Genomic DNA, 18,570 nt, shown 5'->3' on the forward strand with positions numbered 1-18,570 from the left:
AACCTGGGCTGGAAGCTGCAGGCCGTGCTCAATGGCCAAGCGCCCGAGGCGCTGCTCGACAGCTACCACGAGGAACGCGCCCATGCCGCCGACGACAACCTCGGCCACTCCACGCGCGCCACCGACTTCATCACGCCCAAGAGCCGCGGCTCCCGGCGTCTGCGCAACGCGGTGCTCGAACTCGCCCGCACCGAAGCCTTCGCGCGGCCGCTGGTCAACAGCGGGCGGCTGTCGGCGCCGACGCCCTATCTGCATTCGCCGCTCAACACGCCCGACAGCGCGCATTTCGAGGGCGGCATGCGGCCGGGCACCAACTGCGCCGACGCGCCGATCGAGGTCGGGGGGCGCGGCGGCTGGCTGCTCAACCAGCTTGGCCAGGACTTCACGCTGCTGAGCTTCGGGCCGGCGCAGGACGTCACGGTCGGCGGCTGCACCGCGCGCGTGCTCGAAGTCGGCCGCGACATCGTCGACCGCAAGGGCCTGGTGCGGCAGCGCTACGACGGCCAGCCCGGCACGGTCTACCTGATCCGCCCCGACCAGCACGTGGCCGCGCGCTGGCGCAGCTTCGACGCCCAGGCGGTCGCGCAGGCCCTGCGCCGCGCGCTCCAGCTCCATTGATGCCGAGGATGAGCATGAACGCACTGATCAGAACCCCCAACATCGCCGAGCACGACCTTTTCTATGCCGAGCTGATCGACGCCCAGCGCCAGCTCGGCGACGAGCAGGCCGACATGATGATCGCCAAGCTCGCGCTCATCCTGTGCAACCACGTCGGCGACCGGCAGGTGCTGCGCGAGGCGATCGCCCTGGCGCGCGAGAACACCCTGGCCTGCGCCGGCTGAAAACCCCGATCCTTTGCGAACCCCCGGAGACAAATACATGCAACGCAAGAACTTCCTGCGGGCCCTGGCCGCCGGCCTGGCCCTGCCGGCTTCGCTGGCACGGGCGCAGCCCAAGCCGCTCGAATGGGTGGTCGGCTACGCCGCGGGCGGCGGCTCGGACATCGTCGCGCGCACGCTCGCCGAGGCCATGGGCAAGAGCCTGCACCGCACCATCGTCATCAACAACAAGCCGGGCGCGGGCACCAACATCGCGGCCGACTACGCGGCGCGCTCGAAGGACTACGGCAACATCATCTTCAGCGCCGACTTCGCCACGCTCGCGGCCAACCCCTTCCTGTTCTCCAGGCTGAGCTACGACAGCCAGAAAGACTTCCAGCCCATCGGCATGCTGGTGCGCTTCCCGATGCTGCTGGTGGTCGGCAACGAGGTGCCGGCCGACAACCTGCGGCAGTTCACCACCTGGGCCAGGGCCCAGCCCGGCGGCGTGAACTGGGGCTCGGCCGGCCCGGGCAGCCCGCACCACCTGGTCGGGGAGTCGTTCCGCGAACAGAGCGGCCTGGCCATGGTGCACGTGGCCTACCGGGGCGCCGCGCCGGCGATCCTGGACGTGGTGGGCCAGCAGATCGGGGCGATGTGGATCGACAGCGCCACGGCCATGCCCTTCATCCGGGAGAAGAAGGTCAAGGTCATCGGCGTGGCCTCGCTGCAGCGCATGGCGCTGCTGCCCGAGGTGCCCACCCTCGACGAACAAGGCCTCAAGGGCTTCGAAGGCTACGCCTGGCAGGGCCTGGTGGCGCCGACCGGCACGCCGGCCGATCAGATCGAGCAGTTCGCCCGCGCGCTGCAGGCGGCGCTGGCTTCCAGCGCCGTGCAGGCCCGCATGCAGACGCTCGGCGTCGAGCCCATGCCCGGCACGCCCGCGCAGATGGCGGCCTTCACCGCGGCGGAGCGCAGGAAATGGGGCGCCGTGATCACCCGGATGGGCGTCAGGCTGGACTGAGCCGGTGCCTCAGCGGACCAGCGGCCCCGCGGCGAGCGGCAAAGCATCGTCCTGGCGGATCGAGCCGTCCCGCCGCGTGTAGGTGCCGATCAGCATGCCGCTGGCCAGGCCGTGTTCCTGCACCGCCTCCAGCACCGCCTCGCGGCCCGGCGTATCGCCGAAGTCCGCCCCCGCATCCAGCGCGAACAACTGGAAGGCATAGCGGTGCGCGCCGTGGCCCGGCGGCGGGTCGGGCGGCAGCCAGCGCGCGAACAGGTAGGAGTTGCGGCCCAGCCGCAGCTCGCCGTCCTGCGGCGGCGGCTGGTTGAGCGCGCCTTCGGCCAGCGCGCCGTCCTCGGGCGGCAGGCCGACGACGATCGCGTGCACCAGCGGCTTGGGCGTGGGGGCGTCGGCATCTTCCACGATCAGCACCAGCGAGGCCGCGTTCGCCGGCACGCCGGTCCATTGCAGCGGCGGCGACAGGCCTTCGCCATCGGCGGTGTAGAGCGCGGGGATCGGGGCATGGTCGGCAAAGGCCAGGCTGCGCACGTCCAGCGCCGCCATGCCGCTGCGCAGGCCGGTGTGGTGGAAGGCCAGCCCGTCCAGGCCGGCGCGGCGATGGCGCAGCGCATGGCCCAGGGCGTCGGGCAGGTTTTCGAGCATGGGATGTCTCCTGCAGAGTGCTTGGGGCAACCCTGAATGGTGCGCCTGCTGCGGACGGACGCTGTTTCGCCTTGTGTCGCGGCCGCAGCCGGAGCGGATGGCATTTGCCGCGGATGCTGATGGAAAAGTGCCTGAAGCCCAGAGTTCACCTGGGCTTTTAGCTATGATTTTGATACCGGGTTGCCAGGCCGGAAGAAGGCGTCGAACAGCGCCAGCAGCGCAGGGAATTCCTGCGCGAAGCGCGCGCGGTTGACGAAGTAGGCCTCGCAGGCCACGGGCAGGAATTCCTCCAGCGCCTCGGCGCCATAGGCGTCCAGCCAGGGCGTGGCGCCGCCGAAGCGCTCGGCGATGATGACCTGCTCGCGGTGCGCCTGGTAGGCCGGCTCCAGCACCGCCAGCCAGGCGGCGCGGGCGGCGCGGCGGCCGTGTGTGCCCAGGAAGCCGGGCGGCAGCGGCGGGCAGCCGTCGGCGGCGCCGTCGCGCATGTCCATCTTGTGGATGAATTCATGCACCACGACGTTGGTGCCCTCGGCCATGCGCTCGCCGGCCGCGGCCACGTCCTGCCAGCTCAGGGTGACCGGGCCGCGCTCCATGGCTTCGCCCACCAGCGGCTCGTCATAGCGGTGCACCACGCCGATCTCGTCGGTCAGCTCGCGCGGCGCCACCACCTCGGCCGCGTGCACCACCAGCACCACGAAGTCGTCGTACCAGGCCAGCGCCTGCGCCGCCGGGCCGAAGTGCAGCAGCGGCAGGCAGGCCTGCGTGGCGATGGACAGGGCCATGGCGTCGGTGATCGCCAGGCCATGCGCGCCGTGGAATTCCTTCTGGTCCAGGAAGGCCGCGGCCAGGCGGCGCAGGTGCTCCCGTTCGGCCGCCGTCAGCGCGCGCAGAAAGGGCAGTTGCGCCAGCGTGTCCTGCCACAGCGCATCGGGAATGGTGCGGCCGCTGGCCAGCGCCGCGCGGCGCGAGGGCAGCAGGGCGCGCAGGCGGCTCCACATGCTTCAGGCCAGCGGTATGCGCACCGCGCCGGCGGCCGACAAGCGCAGCGCCTCGGCGCGCGGCGGCGTGGCCTGCAGGTCCCAGTCGGACAGCACCAGGCGCGTCAGGCCCTGGCCCAGGTCGTGCTGGGCCGGGCGGTGGGTGTGCCCGTGGATGAGCGTGGTCGCGTCGGCGGCCCGCAGCCAGGCGCGCGCGGCGTCGGCGTCGGCATCGGCGTAGCCGGTGCCGCTGCGCTTGCGCGCCTCGCTCTGGCTGCGCAGCCCGCGCGCGATCGCGTGGCGCTCTGCCAGCGGCCGCGCCAGGAAGGCCTGCTGCCAGGCGGGCGTGCGCACCTCGGCACGAAAACGCAGGTACTGACCATCCGCCAGGCACAGCGCGTCGCCATGCGAGAGCAGCCAGCGCCGGCCGTGCAGCGCCAGCACCGTGGGGTCGGCAAGCAGTTGCATGCCGGCCTGCGCCAGGAAGCCGGGGCCGAGCAGGAAGTCGCGGTTGCCGTGCTGGAAGAACAGGGCGCAGCGGCCGGCCGCGTGGCGCAGCACATCCGCGCAGCGCGCCTCGAAGCTGCCGGGTTGCGCCGCGTCATCGCCGATCCAGACCTCGAACACGTCGCCGAGCAGGAACACGGCATCGGCCGGCGTCTGCGCCAGGTAGCGCGCGAAGGCGTCGAAGGTGGCGGCGTCGCCGGCGTGCAGATGCAGGTCGGAAACGACATCGACCGTGCGCCAGTGCGCCGCAGCGGCAAGCCCGGCCACCGGCGGCACGGTCGATGTCATGGGGAGCGCCAGACGCTCAGGACTTGAGGACGGCCTTCTCGATGATGACGTCCTCTTGCGGCACGTCGTCATGGAAGCCCTTGCGGCCGGTCTTCACGGCCTTGATCTTGTCCACGACCTCGGTGCCGTCGACGACCTTGCCGAACACGGCGTAGCCCCAGCCCTGGGCCGAGGGCGCGGTGTGGTTGAGGAAGCCGTTGTCGGCGACGTTGATGAAGAACTGCGCGGTGGCCGAGTGCGGCGCGTTGGTGCGCGCCATGGCGACGGTGTAGTTGTCGTTCTTCAGGCCGTTGTTGGCCTCGTTGTTGATCGGCGCGTCGGTCGGCTTCTGGTTCATGCCCGGCTCGAAGCCGCCGCCCTGGACCATGAAGCCGGGGATCACGCGGTGGAAGATGGTGTTGTCGTAGTGGCCCTTCTTCACGTAGGCGAGGAAGTTCTCGACCGAGGCCGGCGCCTTGGCGGCGTCGAGTTCCAGCGTGATGACGCCGTAGTTCTTGATGTGCAGTTCGACTTGCGGGTTGCTCATGGAGCGGGTCCTTTCTGTTTCAGGGAATGTCAGGGCAGCACGGTGGCCGAGGTGATGCTGACGGGCGTCAGCGGCACGTTCTGGTGCGGGCCCTTGTTGCCGGTGCCGACGGCGCGGATCTTGTCGACCACGTCCATGCCGGAGACGACCTTGCCGAACACCGCGTAGCCGTAGCCGTCGGGGCTGGGCGGGTTCAGATTGGCGTTGTCCTTCACGTTGATGAAGAACTGCGCGGTGGCCGAATTGGGGTTGCCGGTGCGGGCCATGGCGATGGTGCCGCGCTCGTTCTTCAGGCCGGTGGTCTCCAGCGCGATCGGCGCCCTGGTGGGCTTTTGCTGCATGTCGGGCGTGAAGCCGCCGCCCTGGATCATGAAGTCGGGGATCACGCGGTGGAAGATGGTGCCGTCGTAGTGCTTGTCGCGCACGTACTGCAGGAAGTTGTCGACCGTCTTCGGCGCCTTGGCCTGGTCGAGTTCGAGCACGATGTCGCCCATGCTGGTGCTGAGCTTCACGCGCGGGTCGGCGGCCTGGGCCTGTGCGGCGGCGCCGGCCAGCAGCAGGGCGGCGGCCAGTCCGGCCACGCGGCGCGACACGGTTGCGCGGGGGAGGGTGAGGAGGGTTTTCATCAGCCTATGTTTCCTTCAAAGAAAATTTTCCACTGCCCCTGCGTGCGCAGCCAGTACTGGCGCCGCAGGGGGCCGGTGCGCGCGCCGTCGGGCACCTCGCCGAAGGTGGCCACCATGCTCTCGTTGCCGTCCTCGCGCCAGTGCAGGTAGGACAGATCCTTGGTCTGCAGCGCCCGGCCGCGCGCGCGCGCCATGTCCTGCTGCAGCACCGCGCGCCATTCCGCCAGCGGCTTGCCGTAGCTGTTGAAGTCCGGCGTATAGAAGGCCATGGTGCGCTCGATGTCGCCGCTGGCCTTGGCGCTGCGCCAGGCCTCGAAGGCGTCCTCGAACGATCTGGCCGCGGCGTGCGCGGCCTGCTGCGGCACCCAGCTCAGGTGCTCGGAGATCACCACCGGCGTCGATCGCACCGATACCGTCGAGAGCAGCCGGCGCAGATCGGGATTGGCCAGCACCAGGCAGCCGTCGGTGGCCAGCGGCGCGCGCGCGAACTGGTCCGGTGGCGTGCCGTGCAGCCAGATGCCGCCACCGGTGCGGCCGCGCCGCAGGTCGTAGGGGTTGGGATAGTTGATCGGCAGCGCCCCGGCGCCGTAGAAGGGCTTCAAGGTGCGCGGGTCGAGGTTGCTGGTGATGTAGTACACCCCCAGCGGCGTGCGCATGTCGCCCTCGGCCGTCTTCTCGATGCCCGATTTGCCGACCGACAGGTAGTAGTCGGCCACCAGGCGCAGGCCGGCGGCGCTGTTCTCGAACAGGTACAGGCGCGCGCGCGAGGTATCCACCGCGATCGCATGGCGGCTGCTCGGCGCGAGCCGCGCGAATTGCGAGGGCACGCTGCCCGCGGGTGGCCGCTCCCGCAGCGCCTTCAGGCGCAGTTCGGACTCCTGGCGCAGCGCGGCCAGCGCGGGCGATTGGCGCGACTCCTCATCCAGCACGTCGCCCAGCATGCGCACCGGCCGGGTGCGCTGGGCCAGCAGATCGCCGTAGACCAGTTGGCCGAGCTGGAAGTTGGGATAGTCGAGGGTGAGCTTCTCGGCGGCGGCCAGCGCGCGGCTGCTATCGCCCTGTCCGATCAGCCGGTAGACGGCGATCAGCCGCGCCTCGGCCTCGCCGTCGCGGGGCAGTGCCTGCACGCCGGCGGGCGCCGCCGGCCGGCTGGCGGCGTGATGGGGCTTCTCGGGGCGTGCGGCGGCCGGCAAAGCCGCGCCCAGCAGCACGAGGGCAGCCGCCGCAAGAACCGGCACAGAAGCGGCCCGCATCATCGGAGCTGTGTGCAACAGGGAGTGGGCGGCGCCGACCGGGCCAGGCCAAGGCCGGCGCGGACGCGGGGGAGCGGGAATTGGGCCGGCTGCTGCCTCAACCGGTGGATTCCTGCACGATCAGCCATTTGTCGCCGGACTTGACCAGCTCCAGCGTCTTGCGGCTGGTGACGTTCAATGTGTCGGCGCTGTAGTCCTGGCGGAAGCGCGCCGTGGCCTTGTTGCCCTGCACCGTCACGTTCAGGTTGCTGATGGCCACCTTGATGCGCGACTTGCCCATGATGCGCGCCTTGCGCTCGGCCTCCCAGGCGGCGCGGGTCAGCTTGCCCGGGGTGCGGAAGTCCTTGCCGTAGGCCGCCAGGTAGTCCTTCATGTCGCGCGACTGCCAGGCGTTGGCCCAGGCGCGCACCGCGGCCTCGACTTCCTCGCGTTGTGCGGTGGCGGGCGCGGCCGCCTCGGTCTTGGCCGCCTCCGGCGCGGGCGATGGTTCCGGGACCGGCGCCGGTGCGGTGGGAGCCGGTGCTGCCGGTGTGGGGGTCGGGGCCGGTGCGGGCTTGGCGGCCGGTACCGTAACCGCCGGCGCCGAGGGGACCGTTGCTGCGGGTGCCGCCGGGGTCGCTGCGGCGACCTTGGTTGCGCGGGCCGGCGCCGGCGCGAACAGCTCGCGGATCAGCGCGAGCTTGGGCGGCACGTTGGCGTTGTTGGCATCGAGCTGCAGCGCGCGGCCGTAGGCCTGGCTGGCGAGCTTGGCGTAGACGTCGCCCATGTTCTCGTGGGCGGTGGCATAGCTCGGGTTGGTGCGGATCGCCATTTCCAGCGCGATGCGCGCCTTGTCGTACTGCTTCTGGCCGGCGTAGAGCACCGCCAGGTTGTTGTAGGGCTCGGGCAGTTCCGGGTATTCCTGGGTCAGGGCCGTGAAGGTGGCGATGGCGTCGTTGGGCTTGCCCGATTCGGTCTGGATCACGCCTTTGAGGAAGCGCATCTGCGGGTCGCGCGGGTTGCTGGCCAGATAGCGGTCGGCCTTCAACTGGGCGTCGGCGAGCTTGCCCGTGCGGATCAGCTGGTTGACGTCGGTGTACTCGTCGGCCCGGGCAGCTCCGGCGGCCATTGACAGTCCCAGTGCTGCGCAGATGGCGAGCGTGCGCAGAGAAATCGGAAGGGCGGCAGCGCCTGGATGCATAGGGCCTCTGTGGGTCGGTGCTGGAAAGCGGCAAGCCCCGGCGCGAGCGGTCGTGGGGCTTATACTGCGGCGGATTGTAGCCGGAGGGTCTACGCCCAAGCGCGCCTCGGGCCCCTCGTCTGCCCCCACCCCAATAGCAAGAAAAAGGCGCTCGCCGCTCGCGTGCGGCCTCGTGGCCCGGCCACCGTCCATCTCATGAGTCTGCGCATCTACAACACGCTCTCGCGCGCCTTGGAGGAATTCTCCCCGATCGAGCCCGGCCATGTCCGCATGTACGTTTGCGGCATGACGGTCTACGACCTCTGCCACCTGGGCCATGCGCGCTCCATGGTGGCCTTCGACGTGGTGCAGCGTTGGTTACGCGCCTCCGGGCTGCGGGTGACCCATGTGCGCAACATCACCGACATCGACGACAAGATCATCCGCCGCGCGCTGGAGAACGGCGAAACCATCCGCTCGCTCACCGACCGCATGATCGAGGCGCTGCACCATGACGCCGACGCGCTGGGCATCGAGCGCCCGACGCACGAGCCGCGCGCCATGGACTACGTGCCGCAGATGCTCGGCCTGATCCAGCGCCTGGAGGCGAGGGGCCTGGCCTACCGCGCCCCGGGCGGCGACGTGAACTACGCGGTGCGCAAATTCCCCGGCTATGGCAAGCTGTCGGGCAAGTCCCTGGACGAACTGCGCGCGGGCGAGCGCGTGGCCGTGCTCGATGGCAAGGAAGACCCGCTGGACTTCGTGCTCTGGAAGTCCGCCAAGGACAGCGAGCCGGACGAAGCCAAGTGGCAGAGCGCCTATGGCCCGGGGCGCCCGGGCTGGCACATCGAGTGCTCTGCCATGGGCTGCGCCCTGCTGGGCGAGAGCTTCGACATCCACGGCGGCGGTGCCGACCTGCAGTTTCCGCACCACGAAAACGAGATAGCCCAGAGCGAGGGCGCGAGCGGCCACCCCCTGGCGCGCTACTGGATGCACAACGGCTTCGTGCGGCTGGACAACGAGAAGATGTCCAAGAGCCTGGGCAACTTCTTCACCATCCGCGAGGTGCTGCAGAAGTACGACGCCGAGACGGTGCGCTTCTTCATCCTGCGCGCCCACTACCGCAGCCCTCTGAACTACAGCGACGCCCACCTGGACGACGCGCGCAGCAGCCTGAAGCGCCTCTACACCGCGCTGGACCTGGTGGCGCCGGCCACTGGCGTGGCCATCGACTGGAGCGAGCCCCACGCCGCACGCTTCAAGGCGGCCATGGACGAGGACTTCGGCACGCCCGAAGCCGTGGCGGCGCTGTTCGACCTGGCGGGCGAGGTCAACCGCACCCGTTCGGCCGCGCTGGCCGGCCTGCTGCGCGCGCTGGGCGGTTGCCTGGGGCTGTTGCAGGGCGCGCCGCAGGCCTTCCTGCGCGCCGGCGCGGTGCTGGACGAGGCCGCGATCGCGGCGCTGATCGCCCAGCGCGCCGAGGCCAAGAAGGCCCGCGATTTCGCCGAGTCCGACCGCATCCGCGACCAATTGCTGGCCCAGGGCATCGTGCTCAAGGACACGCCCGCTGGCACCACCTGGGAGGTGGCCGCGTGACCTGTCCCTGCTTCCGTCCGTGGGTGGCGTGATCTTGGCCGCCACCCGCAAGCCCCCTTCAGCCCCCGCCGCCGCGCTGGCAGGCAAAGCCGCCGCCAAGGCGCCGGCCAAGACCATTCCGGTGGACACGGAGGTGCTGCAGGTCTTCACCCCCGACTACTGGCAGGAAGCCTGCCGGCACCTGGTGGCCAAGGACCGGGTGATGAAGCGCCTGATCCCGCAGTTCGGCGACGCCTGCCTGCAGACGCGCGGCGATGCCTTCACCACGCTGGCGCGCAGCATCGTCGGTCAGCAGATCTCGGTTAAGTCCGCACAGGCCGTATGGGCCCGCTTTGCCAAGCTGCCGCGCAAGATGACGCCGGCCAACGTGCTCAAGCTCAAGGTCGACGACATGCGCGCGGCCGGCCTGTCGGCGCGCAAGATCGAGTACCTGTGCGACTTGGCCCTGCACTTCGACGCCGGCTCCGTGCACGTCAAGTCCTGGGAGTCCATGGAGGACGAGGCCATCATCGCCGAGCTGGTGGCGATCCGCGGAATCGGCCGCTGGACGGCGGAGATGTTCCTGATCTTCCACCTGATGCGCCCCAACGTGCTGCCCCTGGATGACCTGGGCCTGCTCAACGGCATCAGCCAGAATTATTTCTCGGGCGACCCTGTCAGCCGCAGCGAGGCGCGCGAGGTCGCCGCCGCCTGGGCACCCTACTGCAGCGTGGCGACTTGGTATATTTGGCGGTCGCTGGACCCGATTCCAGTCGACTATTGAGCCCGGCCGCCCGCGCGCGGCCCACCGCGCACCGATCGCAGTGCGCGGAACACAGGAGTACGGCCTTGGCCAAGAAAACTTTCCTCGACTTCGAGCAGCCCATCGCGGAGCTCGAAAGCAAGATCGAAGAGTTGCGCTACGTCCAGACCGAATCGGCGGTCGACATCTCCGAGGAGATCGACCAGCTCGGCAAGAAAAGCCTGCAGCTGACTAAGGACATCTACAGCGACCTCTCGCCCTGGCAGATCACCAAGATCGCCCGCCACCCCGAGCGGCCCTACACGCTGGACTACGTGAAGGAGATCTTCACCGACTTCATCGAGCTGCATGGCGACCGGCATTTCTCGGACGACCAGTCCATCGTCGGCGGGCTGGCGCGCTTCAACGGCCATGCCTGCATGGTGCTGGGCCACCAGAAGGGCCGCGACACTAAGGAGCGCGGCCTGCGCAACTTCGGCATGAGCAAGCCCGAGGGCTACCGCAAGGCGCTGCGCCTGATGAAGACCGCCGAAAAGTTCAGGCTGCCGGTCTTCACCTTCGTCGACACCCCCGGCGCCTATCCCGGCATCGACGCCGAGGAGCGCGGCCAGTCCGAGGCCATCGGCCGCAACATCTTCGAGATGGCGCAGCTGGAAGTGCCCATCATCTGCACCATCATCGGCGAGGGCGGCTCCGGCGGCGCGCTGGCCATTTCCGTCGGCGACCAGGTGCTGATGCTGCAGTACTCGGTCTACTCCGTCATCAGCCCCGAGGGCTGTGCCTCCATCCTCTGGAAGACCAGCGACAAGGCCCAGGAAGCGGCCGACGCCCTGGGCATCACCGCGCACCGCCTGAAGGCGCTGGGCCTGGTCGACAAGATCGTCAACGAGCCGGTCGGCGGCGCGCACCGCGACCACAAGCAGATGGCGGCCTTCCTCAAGCGCGCGCTCAACGACGCCTTCCGCCAGGTGCACGACCTCAAGACTTCCGAGCTGCTGGACCGCCGCTACGAGCGCTTGCAGAGCTACGGCCGGTTCAGGGATACCCGCGCTGAAGCCCGCTGACCCCTGCGGCTGCCCGCTACCCCCCAACGGCCCCTCGCGGGCCGTTGTCGTTTTTTGCCGCCGTCGCGGCCTGGGCGTGCCAATCTTATGGCGCTGTAACCGGAAGTAGCATGGCGTGTCGCCGCTCAATGGGTGGCAGGTGGATTCGAAGGGGGGCAGCATACCGTTTCCACATCCTCCTGGTCTCCGTGGCTTGCTTGGTGGCCGGTCTGCTGACCCTGACCGTGGCCAACTACCTTGCGGCCTGATCCCAGGCCTATGCATCGCTCACGGCACAGTCGCAGGCCCTGGCTCAGAACGTGTTCAAAGTCTTGCCTGGTGTGAGAAGCTCAGGGAATGAGAAAAAGTTACCCCAGCGATATCAAGCGCGAGCAGTTCGAAGTCATCAGGCCATTGCTGGAGAGTGCATGCAGAAAGACAGCCCCACGCAAAGTGGATCTGTACGAGGTGTTCTGCGCAGTGCTGTACCTGCTGCGCACGGGGTGTCAGTGGCGCGCGTTGCCCAGCGACTTTCCCAAGTGGCGCACCGTGCATCGTACTTTGCCATCTGGAGCGAGCCCCGCGAAGGTGGCAGCCTGCTGGAGCGGGCTTTAAAAAAATCAGGTTGGCGCGGCCCGCGAGAAGCTGGGGCGTAACGCACGCAGCGCGTTCTTGATCGTGGACGCGCAGAGCGTGAAGAACGCGGACACGGCGGGCCTGAAGGGCTATGACGCGGGCAAGAAGGTCTCGGGCATCAAACGCCACATTGCGGTGGACACCCAGGGGCTGCCACACGCCATCGCAGTGAGCACCGCCGAGGTGACGGACCGCAAGGGTGCGCTGCAGGCCTTCACGCGCGGCAAGCCCGCCTTGAGCCGGGTGCAAAGCCTGCCGTGCGGCAGCGGCTACGTGGGCCAGCCGTTTGCGCTGGGCGCCAAGGCAATCCTGGGACAACACGTGAGTGTGCAGATCGACCAGCTTGCAGTTCGCCACCTTGGCCTTCCTGGCTCTATTGCTCAAGAGACTTTGAACACGTTCTGAGGCCTCGCGATAATCGGCAGCCATGCGCTGCCTGCCTGCATCCCGCACTCACCGCGCCTTGCCATCCGCAGGCAGGGCGCTGGGGGCATGCACGTGATCCAGTCGTTCGAAGCCGCCATCGCGACCTTTCGCCCGGCGCTCCCTCTGGCGGTGGGCCTGAGTGGCGGTGCGGACTCCACCGCCCTGCTGCTGGCCTGCGCGCGGCGCTGGCCGGGTCAGGTGCGGGCTATCCATGTGCATCATGGTCTGCAAGCGGCGGCCGATGGCTTCGAGCAGCATTGCGCCGCGCTGTGCGCTTGCCTGCAGGTGCCGCTGGCCGTGCAGCGCATCGATGCCCGGCCAGCGCCGGGCCAGAGCCCCGAGGACGCCGCACGTCAAGGCCGCTATGCGGCGTTCGACGCGGCGCTGCTGACAGCCCCCGCCATGGCCGGCACCGCAGCGGTTGCGTTGGCCCAGCATGCCGACGACCAGGTGGAGACGCTGCTGCTGGCGCTCTTGCGCGGGGCTGGTGTGGCGGGCCTGGCCTCCATGCCCGCCCGGTGGGAGCGCGCGCGCCGACCCTGGCACCGGCCGCTGCTGCGCGTACCGGGCAGGGCCGTGCGCGACTGGCTGCGGGGGCAGGGCGAGGCATGGGTCGAAGACCCCACCAATGCCGATGCGCACTACACCCGCAACCGCATCCGCGCACGCCTGCTGCCGGCGCTGGAAGAGGCGTTCCCGCAGTTCCGCAGCACCTTCGCGCGCAGCGCCGCCCATGCGGCCGAGGCGCAGGGAGTGCTCGACGAAGTGGCCGCGTCCGACCTGCTGCTGGTCGGCAACCCGCCCGCCATCGCCGCGCTGCAGCAACTGGGCGCGGGTCGCCGCGCCCTGGTGCTGCGGCACTGGCTGCGCACCGCGCACGGCACGGTACCCAGCGCCGTGCAACTGGCCGAACTGCAGCGCCAGGTGCTGGCCTGCACCACCCGCGGCCACCGCATCGGCATCAAGGTGGGCGCGGGCATGGTGCGGCGCGAGGGGGCGGTGCTCGGTTGGTACAATCCCGCGGTTTTGGGCACTCCTGCTGCACGGCACACCACGGCGCGCCAAAACCAGTTGCCTCCTGCGCCGTGAGCCGCTTCCCGTCTTTCGCATCTATTCCATGGCACTGATCGTTCACAAGTACGGCGGCACGTCGATGGGCTCGACCGAGCGCATCCGCAACGTCGCCAAACGTGTCGCCAAATGGGCGCGCGCCGGCCACCGCATGGTGGTGGTGCCCAGCGCCATGAGCGGCGAAACCAACCGCCTGCTCGGTCTGGCCAAGGAACTCGCTCCTCCGAGGCCGGGCGACGCCTACGGCCGCGAGCTCGACATGCTCGCCGCCACCGGCGAGCAGGCCTCCTCCGCCCTGCTGGCCATTGCGCTGCAGGCCGAAGGCATGCCGTCGGTCAGCTACGCCGGCTGGCAGGTGCCGATCCGTACCGACAGTGCCTACACCAAGGCGCGCATCGAGTCGATCGACGACGCCCGCGTGCGCGCCGACCTCGATGCGGGCCGGGTGGTGATCGTCACCGGCTTCCAGGGCATCGACGAGCAGGGCCACATCACTACCCTCGGCCGCGGCGGCAGCGACACCTCGGCCGTGGCCGTGGCCGCGGCCATGAAGGCCGACGAATGCCTGATCTACACCGACGTGGACGGCGTCTACACCACCGACCCGCGCGTGGTGGCCGATGCGCGCCGGCTCAAGACCGTCACCTTCGAGGAGATGCTGGAAATGGCATCGCTCGGCTCCAAGGTGCTGCAGATCCGCTCGGTGGAATTCGCCGGCAAGTACAAGGTGCCGTTGCGCGTGCTCTCCAGCTTCACGCCCTGGGACATCGACATCGCCGAGGAGGCCGCGTCCGGCACCCTGATCACTTTCGAGGAAGACGAACAAATGGAACAAGCCGTCGTATCCGGCATCGCGTTCAACCGTGACGAGGCCAAGATCTCCGTGCTGGGCGTGCCCGACAAGCCCGGCATCGCCTACCAGATCCTGGGCGCCGTGGCCGATGCCAACGTCGAGGTCGATGTCATCATCCAGAACCTCAGCAAGGACGGCAAGACCGACTTCAGCTTCACCGTGCACCGCAACGATCTGGCGCGCACGGTCGAGTTGCTGCAGAACAAGGTGCTGCCGTCGCTCGGCGCCGACCGCATCGAGTCCGATGCCAGGATCTGCAAGGTCAGCATCGTCGGCATCGGCATGCGCAGCCACGTCGGGGTGGCCAGCACCATGTTCCGCGTGCTGAGCGAAGAGGGCATCAACATCCAGATGATCTCCACGTCCGAGATCAAGACCTCCGTCGTGATCGACGAGAAGTACATGGAACTGGCCGTGCGCGCCCTGCACAAGGCCTTCGACCTGGACCAGCCCAAGGCCTGAAAATCCGAGTCAGCCCACGGCTGACGGCCCTGCGGCTTGAGGCATAATAGTGGGCTAGAAGGAAACGTGACCGAGTGGCCGAAGGTGCTCCCCTGCTAAGGGAGTATGGGGTGTAGAGCCTCATCGAGGGTTCGAATCCCTCCGTTTCCGCCAGGCTTCGCTGCCTGGAGCATCCAAGACGCGCCCTAGGGCGCGTTTTTCATTGGGGGCCGGACATTGATCGCGCGCCGAGCGGTGCCTGGCGCCGCGCCGTGCCAACGGATTTCAAACCGAGGGAGAACCCATGAGAACGAAGGTCGTCATTGGTGCCGCCGTGGCGTGTGCCGCCGTCGCCGGGCTGCTGTACGCGTCGCCGTACCTGGCCTTGCGCAGCATTGCCAAGGCCGTTGACAACAAGGACCCCGACACGGTTTCCGAGTATGTGGACTTCCCTGCGCTGCGCGAAAGCGTGAAAGGGCAGATGCTCATCAAGATGCAGGCCGAGATGCAAAAGCCTGAGATGCAGGACAACCCGTTTGCGGGCTTCGGGCAGATACTGGCCGCCGGCATGATCAACCAACTCGCAGAAACGCTGGTGTCGCCTGCTGGCGTGATGCTGATGCTGGAGAAGGGCAAGCCAGGCAAGTCCACGGATGTGGCGGCGGCGGGCGCGGGGGTGGACACCCAGGGCAGCAAGCCGCGCCCGGACTACGCCGTGAACTACCGGGGCTGGTCAAAGGTCTTCGTGCATCCCAAGGGAGAGCAAGGCGGCTTTGTCTTCAAGCGCGATGGCTTGATGGGGTGGAAGCTGGTGGCGGTGAAGATGGACTGAGCTGCTGGAATCTGGCTCGCGGTTTGCCGGCGATTCACGCAGGCACGGCGCGGCCGGCGTCCGCCGCCACCTTCTCGATATCGACGCGCCTGAGGTTCATGCCGTCAGTTTGCCGCCAGCGCAGGCGACGCACATGCTTGGCAATGTTGGCGGCGTCCTTGGGGGGGCGACGCGGGTGCTCATGGATGGTGATCGTACGTACGAAAATATTCTGTCAACGGGTTTTGTGAGTACATTATTTGCCCGTCGGCGCGGATGGAGGGCGACCGTTGCAATCCAGCGCCCACGGCCCGCATGTCACACCATTCCTGCAAGATTCTGTGAATACTCACAGCAGATCGCAGAAAGCCTGAGCACCGCCGCCTCTACAGTGAAGGGTCAGATCCCTACAAGAGAAAGCCGCCATGGCCCCGCAACTGGAGACTTCCCCGCCCCACCTGCACGGCGCCGCCGCCGGCGATGCCGGTCGTCCGGCCTGCGCCGACTGGACCATCGATCAGGACTGGCAGCGCTACACGCCGCAACAGCATGCCACCTGGCGCACGCTGTTCCAGCGCCAGTCGGCGCTGCTGCCGGGGCGGGCCTGCGATGCCTTCGTGGCGGGCATGCAGGCGCTGCCCATCGGGGCGGAGCAGATACCGGATTTCGAGCAGTTGAGCGAGGTGCTGATGCGCCATACCGGCTGGCAGGTGGTGGCGGTGCCGGGACTGGTGCCGGACGAGGTGTTCTTCGACCACCTGGCCCACCGCCGTTTCCCTGCGGGCCAGTTCATCCGCTCGCCGCAGCAACTGGACTACCTGGAGGAGCCCGACGTCTTCCATGATGTGTTCGGCCACGTGCCCATGCTCATGAATCCGGTGATCGCCGACTTCGTGCAGGCCTATGGACTGGGCGGCCTGCGCGCGCGGCAGTTGTGTGTGCTGCCGCAGTTGGCGCGGGTCTACTGGTACACGGTGGAATTCGGCCTGGTGCGCGAGCACGGAGGGCTGCGCATCTATGGCTCGGGCATTGCGTCGTCCTATGCCGAGAGCGTTTTCGCGCTGGACGATGCCTCGCCCAACCGCATCGGCTTTCAGTTGGAGCGGGTGATGCGTACGCGCTACCGCATCGACGACTTCCAGGAAAGCTACTTCGTGCTGGACCGGCTGGAGGACTTGCTGGCGCTGGCAAAGATCGACTTCGGCCCGCTTTATGCGCAGATTGCAGGCAAGCCCGAGTACGAGCCGGGCGAACTGGTGGCGGGCGACACGGTGCTGACGCGCGGCACCGGCAGCTACCACGCCAGGCGCCGCCGCGGTTAGTGTTTGCTATATAATTAATAGCATTTAGCCCAGATGCCACCTGGGCTGCGGCCACTTTTCTTCATGGTTTTGTGGTGGCGGCCCTGCGTTCGCCTTGCAGGAAGCTCCGTGATCTGTAAGTGTCCGGCGAAGTCATCTTGACTTCGCCGGACGCTTACCATGGCGCAGCCGATGCTGCTGGAGCTGGCCTGATCGCCGCGCTTCACCCGCAGCGCAGCCCCAAGAAAAAAGGCCCCGCACTACCAGTGCGGGGCCTTTTGATTTCGCAACCGGACAGCGCCGGGATCCAGCGAGCGCCTACAGCGTGTCGATGAAGCTGCGCAGCTTGTCCGAGCGGCTCGGGTGCTTGAGCTTGCGCAGGGCCTTGGCTTCGATCTGGCGGATGCGTTCGCGCGTGACGTCGAACTGCTTGCCCACTTCTTCCAGCGTGTGGTCGGTGGACATCTCGATGCCGAAGCGCATGCGCAGCACCTTGGCTTCGCGCGGCGTGAGGCCGTCAAGAATGTCCTTGACCACGTCGCGCAGGCCGGCCTGCATGGCGGCGTCGATGGGGGCGGTGTTGGCGCCGTCCTCGATGAAGTCGCCCAGGTGGCTGTCGTCGTCGTCGCCGATCGGCGTTTCCATGGAGATCGGCTCCTTGGCGATCTTCATGATCTTGCGGATCTTGTCCTCGGGGATCTCCATCTTCTCGGCCAGGATCGAGGCGTCGGGCTCGAAGCCGAATTCCTGCAGATGCTGCCGGCTGATGCGGTTCATCTTGTTGATGGTTTCGATCATGTGAACCGGGATGCGGATGGTGCGCGCCTGGTCGGCGATCGAGCGCGTGATGGCCTGGCGGATCCACCAGGTGGCGTAGGTCGAGAACTTGTAGCCGCGGCGGTATTCGAACTTGTCCACCGCCTTCATCAGGCCGATGTTGCCTTCCTGGATCAGGTCGAGGAACTGCAGGCCGCGGTTGGTGTACTTCTTGGCGATGGAGATCACCAGGCGCAGGTTGGCCTCGATCATTTCCTTCTTGGCGTCGCGCGAGGAGGCCTCGCCCTCGTTCATGCGCTTGTTGATCGCCTTGAGTTCGGGCAGCGGCACGACCACGCGCAACTGCAGGTCCATCAGGCGCTGCTGCAGTTCCTGGATCGGCGGGATGTTGCGCGCCATGACCGCGCTCCAGGGCTTGCCGGCAGCGGCCTGCTTCTCGACCCACTTGAGGTTGAGCAGGTTGGGCGGAAACTCCTTGACGAAGGTTTCCTGCGGCATGCCGCACTTGTCCACGATGATGCGGCGCAGTTCGCGCTCCTTCTTGCGCACGTCATCCACCTGCGCGCGCACCAGGTCGCACAGCTTCTCGATGGTCTTGGCGGTGAAGCGGATGGTCATCAGCTGTTCGCTGAGGGCCTGCTGGGCCTTGGTATAAGCCGGCGTGCCGTAGCCTTCCTTGTCGTAGATCTTGTGGATCTTCTCGAACAGCTCGCGCAGCTTGTCGAAGCGGCTGAGCGCTTCGCGCTTCAATTCTTCGAGCTTCTTGGTCAGCGCCTTGGAGCCGCCCTTGCCGTCGTCGTCGTCTTCCTCGTCGAACTCGTCGAAGTCTTCCTCGGCCACGTAGTCGTCGGCCTCGTTCGGGTTGGAGAAGCCGTCCACGATGGTGGAGATGACCACCTTGCCACTGCGGATTTCCTCGCCCATTTCCAGGATGGCGGCGATGGTCGCGGGCGAGGCGGAGATGGCCTCCATCATGGCCTGCAGGCCGCCTTCGATGCGCTTGGCGATCTCGATTTCGCCCTCACGCGTGAGCAGCTCGACCGTGCCCATCTC

18 protein-coding genes, 1 tRNA gene and 1 pseudogene are annotated in these 18,570 nt (G+C 68.0%); 12 read left to right on the top strand and 8 right to left on the bottom strand.

Features of this window, described 5'->3' with window-relative positions; all coding sequences use genetic code 11:
* From JHD63_RS17015 to JHD63_RS17025, 3 genes are all read left to right on the top strand, one after another.
* The coding region (locus JHD63_RS17015) for an FAD-dependent monooxygenase (RefSeq protein WP_198971991.1) at positions 1 to 618 on the top strand (618 nt) is incomplete at its 5' end.
* 14 nt (positions 619 to 632) lie between these two features.
* Entirely contained in the window at positions 633 to 842 is a 210-nt protein-coding gene (locus JHD63_RS17020; protein ID WP_233168315.1) for a DUF2783 domain-containing protein, read from the top strand.
* A 37-nt stretch (positions 843 to 879) separates the two neighbouring features.
* Positions 880 to 1,842: a Bug family tripartite tricarboxylate transporter substrate binding protein gene (locus tag JHD63_RS17025; protein WP_198971993.1), complete on the top strand. Its 963-nt coding sequence runs from the start codon at positions 880 to 882 to the stop codon at positions 1,840 to 1,842.
* A gap of 9 nt (positions 1,843 to 1,851) precedes the next feature.
* Here the strand turns inward: JHD63_RS17025 and JHD63_RS17030 are convergent, their stop codons facing one another.
* The 7 genes from JHD63_RS17030 to JHD63_RS17060 form a co-directional block, all read right to left on the bottom strand.
* The gene (locus JHD63_RS17030; protein ID WP_198971994.1) at positions 1,852 to 2,484 is read right to left on the bottom strand and encodes a YbhB/YbcL family Raf kinase inhibitor-like protein; all 633 of its coding nucleotides are present in this window, start codon (positions 2,482 to 2,484) and stop codon (positions 1,852 to 1,854) included.
* Between the two features lie 161 nt (positions 2,485 to 2,645).
* Positions 2,646 to 3,482: a M90 family metallopeptidase gene (locus JHD63_RS17035; protein WP_198971995.1), complete on the bottom strand. Its 837-nt coding sequence runs from the start codon at positions 3,480 to 3,482 to the stop codon at positions 2,646 to 2,648.
* A 3-nt stretch (positions 3,483 to 3,485) separates the two neighbouring features.
* Positions 3,486 to 4,256, bottom strand: a complete 771-nt coding sequence (locus JHD63_RS17040) for a UDP-2,3-diacylglucosamine diphosphatase (protein WP_198971996.1) — start codon at positions 4,254 to 4,256, stop codon at positions 3,486 to 3,488.
* 16 nt (positions 4,257 to 4,272) lie between these two features.
* The gene (locus JHD63_RS17045; RefSeq protein WP_198971997.1) at positions 4,273 to 4,782 is read right to left on the bottom strand and encodes a peptidylprolyl isomerase; all 510 of its coding nucleotides are present in this window, start codon (positions 4,780 to 4,782) and stop codon (positions 4,273 to 4,275) included.
* 29 nt (positions 4,783 to 4,811) lie between these two features.
* Positions 4,812 to 5,408 (bottom strand): peptidylprolyl isomerase, encoded by a 597-nt coding sequence (locus tag JHD63_RS17050; RefSeq protein ID WP_198971998.1) that lies wholly within the window; start codon positions 5,406 to 5,408, stop codon positions 4,812 to 4,814.
* A complete protein-coding gene (locus JHD63_RS17055) occupies positions 5,408 to 6,664 on the bottom strand; it encodes a L,D-transpeptidase family protein (protein WP_370590554.1) in 1,257 nt (418 codons plus the stop codon). Before JHD63_RS17055 ends, JHD63_RS17050 begins: the two co-directional genes overlap by 1 nt.
* 94 nt (positions 6,665 to 6,758) lie before the next feature.
* The gene (locus JHD63_RS17060) at positions 6,759 to 7,841 is read right to left on the bottom strand and encodes a nuclear transport factor 2 family protein (protein ID WP_198972000.1); all 1,083 of its coding nucleotides are present in this window, start codon (positions 7,839 to 7,841) and stop codon (positions 6,759 to 6,761) included.
* A gap of 195 nt (positions 7,842 to 8,036) precedes the next feature.
* Between JHD63_RS17060 and cysS the strand changes: the two genes are divergently transcribed.
* The 9 genes and pseudogenes from cysS (at position 8,037) to phhA (ending at position 16,761) form a co-directional block, all read left to right on the top strand.
* Positions 8,037 to 9,416, top strand: a complete 1,380-nt coding sequence (cysS, locus tag JHD63_RS17065) for a cysteine--tRNA ligase (RefSeq protein ID WP_198972001.1) — start codon at positions 8,037 to 8,039, stop codon at positions 9,414 to 9,416.
* 115 nt (positions 9,417 to 9,531) lie between these two features.
* Entirely contained in the window at positions 9,532 to 10,179 is a 648-nt protein-coding gene (locus JHD63_RS17070) for a DNA-3-methyladenine glycosylase family protein (protein ID WP_370590555.1), read from the top strand.
* A gap of 65 nt (positions 10,180 to 10,244) precedes the next feature.
* Complete coding sequence (locus tag JHD63_RS17075) at positions 10,245 to 11,222, top strand: acetyl-CoA carboxylase carboxyltransferase subunit alpha (protein ID WP_198972002.1); 978 nt, start codon at positions 10,245 to 10,247, stop codon at positions 11,220 to 11,222.
* Between the two features lie 336 nt (positions 11,223 to 11,558).
* A pseudogene (locus JHD63_RS17080) lies at positions 11,559 to 12,194 on the top strand (IS5 family transposase); the annotation flags it as partial.
* Between the two features lie 141 nt (positions 12,195 to 12,335).
* Complete coding sequence (tilS, locus tag JHD63_RS17085; RefSeq protein WP_198972008.1) at positions 12,336 to 13,352, top strand: tRNA lysidine(34) synthetase TilS; 1,017 nt, start codon at positions 12,336 to 12,338, stop codon at positions 13,350 to 13,352.
* 28 nt (positions 13,353 to 13,380) lie between these two features.
* Positions 13,381 to 14,649: an aspartate kinase gene (locus JHD63_RS17090; protein ID WP_198972003.1), complete on the top strand. Its 1,269-nt coding sequence runs from the start codon at positions 13,381 to 13,383 to the stop codon at positions 14,647 to 14,649.
* Positions 14,650 to 14,709: 60 nt separating this feature from the next.
* A tRNA-Ser gene (locus JHD63_RS17095) sits at positions 14,710 to 14,802 on the top strand.
* Between the two features lie 130 nt (positions 14,803 to 14,932).
* A complete protein-coding gene (locus JHD63_RS17100; RefSeq protein WP_198972004.1) occupies positions 14,933 to 15,460 on the top strand; it encodes a DUF2939 domain-containing protein in 528 nt (175 codons plus the stop codon).
* Between the two features lie 404 nt (positions 15,461 to 15,864).
* Positions 15,865 to 16,761 carry a phenylalanine 4-monooxygenase gene (gene phhA / locus JHD63_RS17105; RefSeq protein WP_198972005.1) on the top strand — a complete coding sequence of 299 codons (897 nt, stop codon included), beginning with the start codon at positions 15,865 to 15,867 and terminating at the stop codon, positions 16,759 to 16,761.
* A gap of 297 nt (positions 16,762 to 17,058) precedes the next feature.
* Here the strand turns inward: phhA and rpoD are convergent.
* Positions 17,059 to 18,570: RNA polymerase sigma factor RpoD (gene rpoD / locus JHD63_RS17110; RefSeq protein ID WP_198972006.1), on the bottom strand; the 1,512-nt coding region annotated here is incomplete at its 5' end.

It is taken from the genome of Xylophilus sp. ASV27 (assembly GCF_016428875.1).
Lineage (GTDB): Bacteria > Pseudomonadota > Gammaproteobacteria > Burkholderiales > Burkholderiaceae_C > Xylophilus.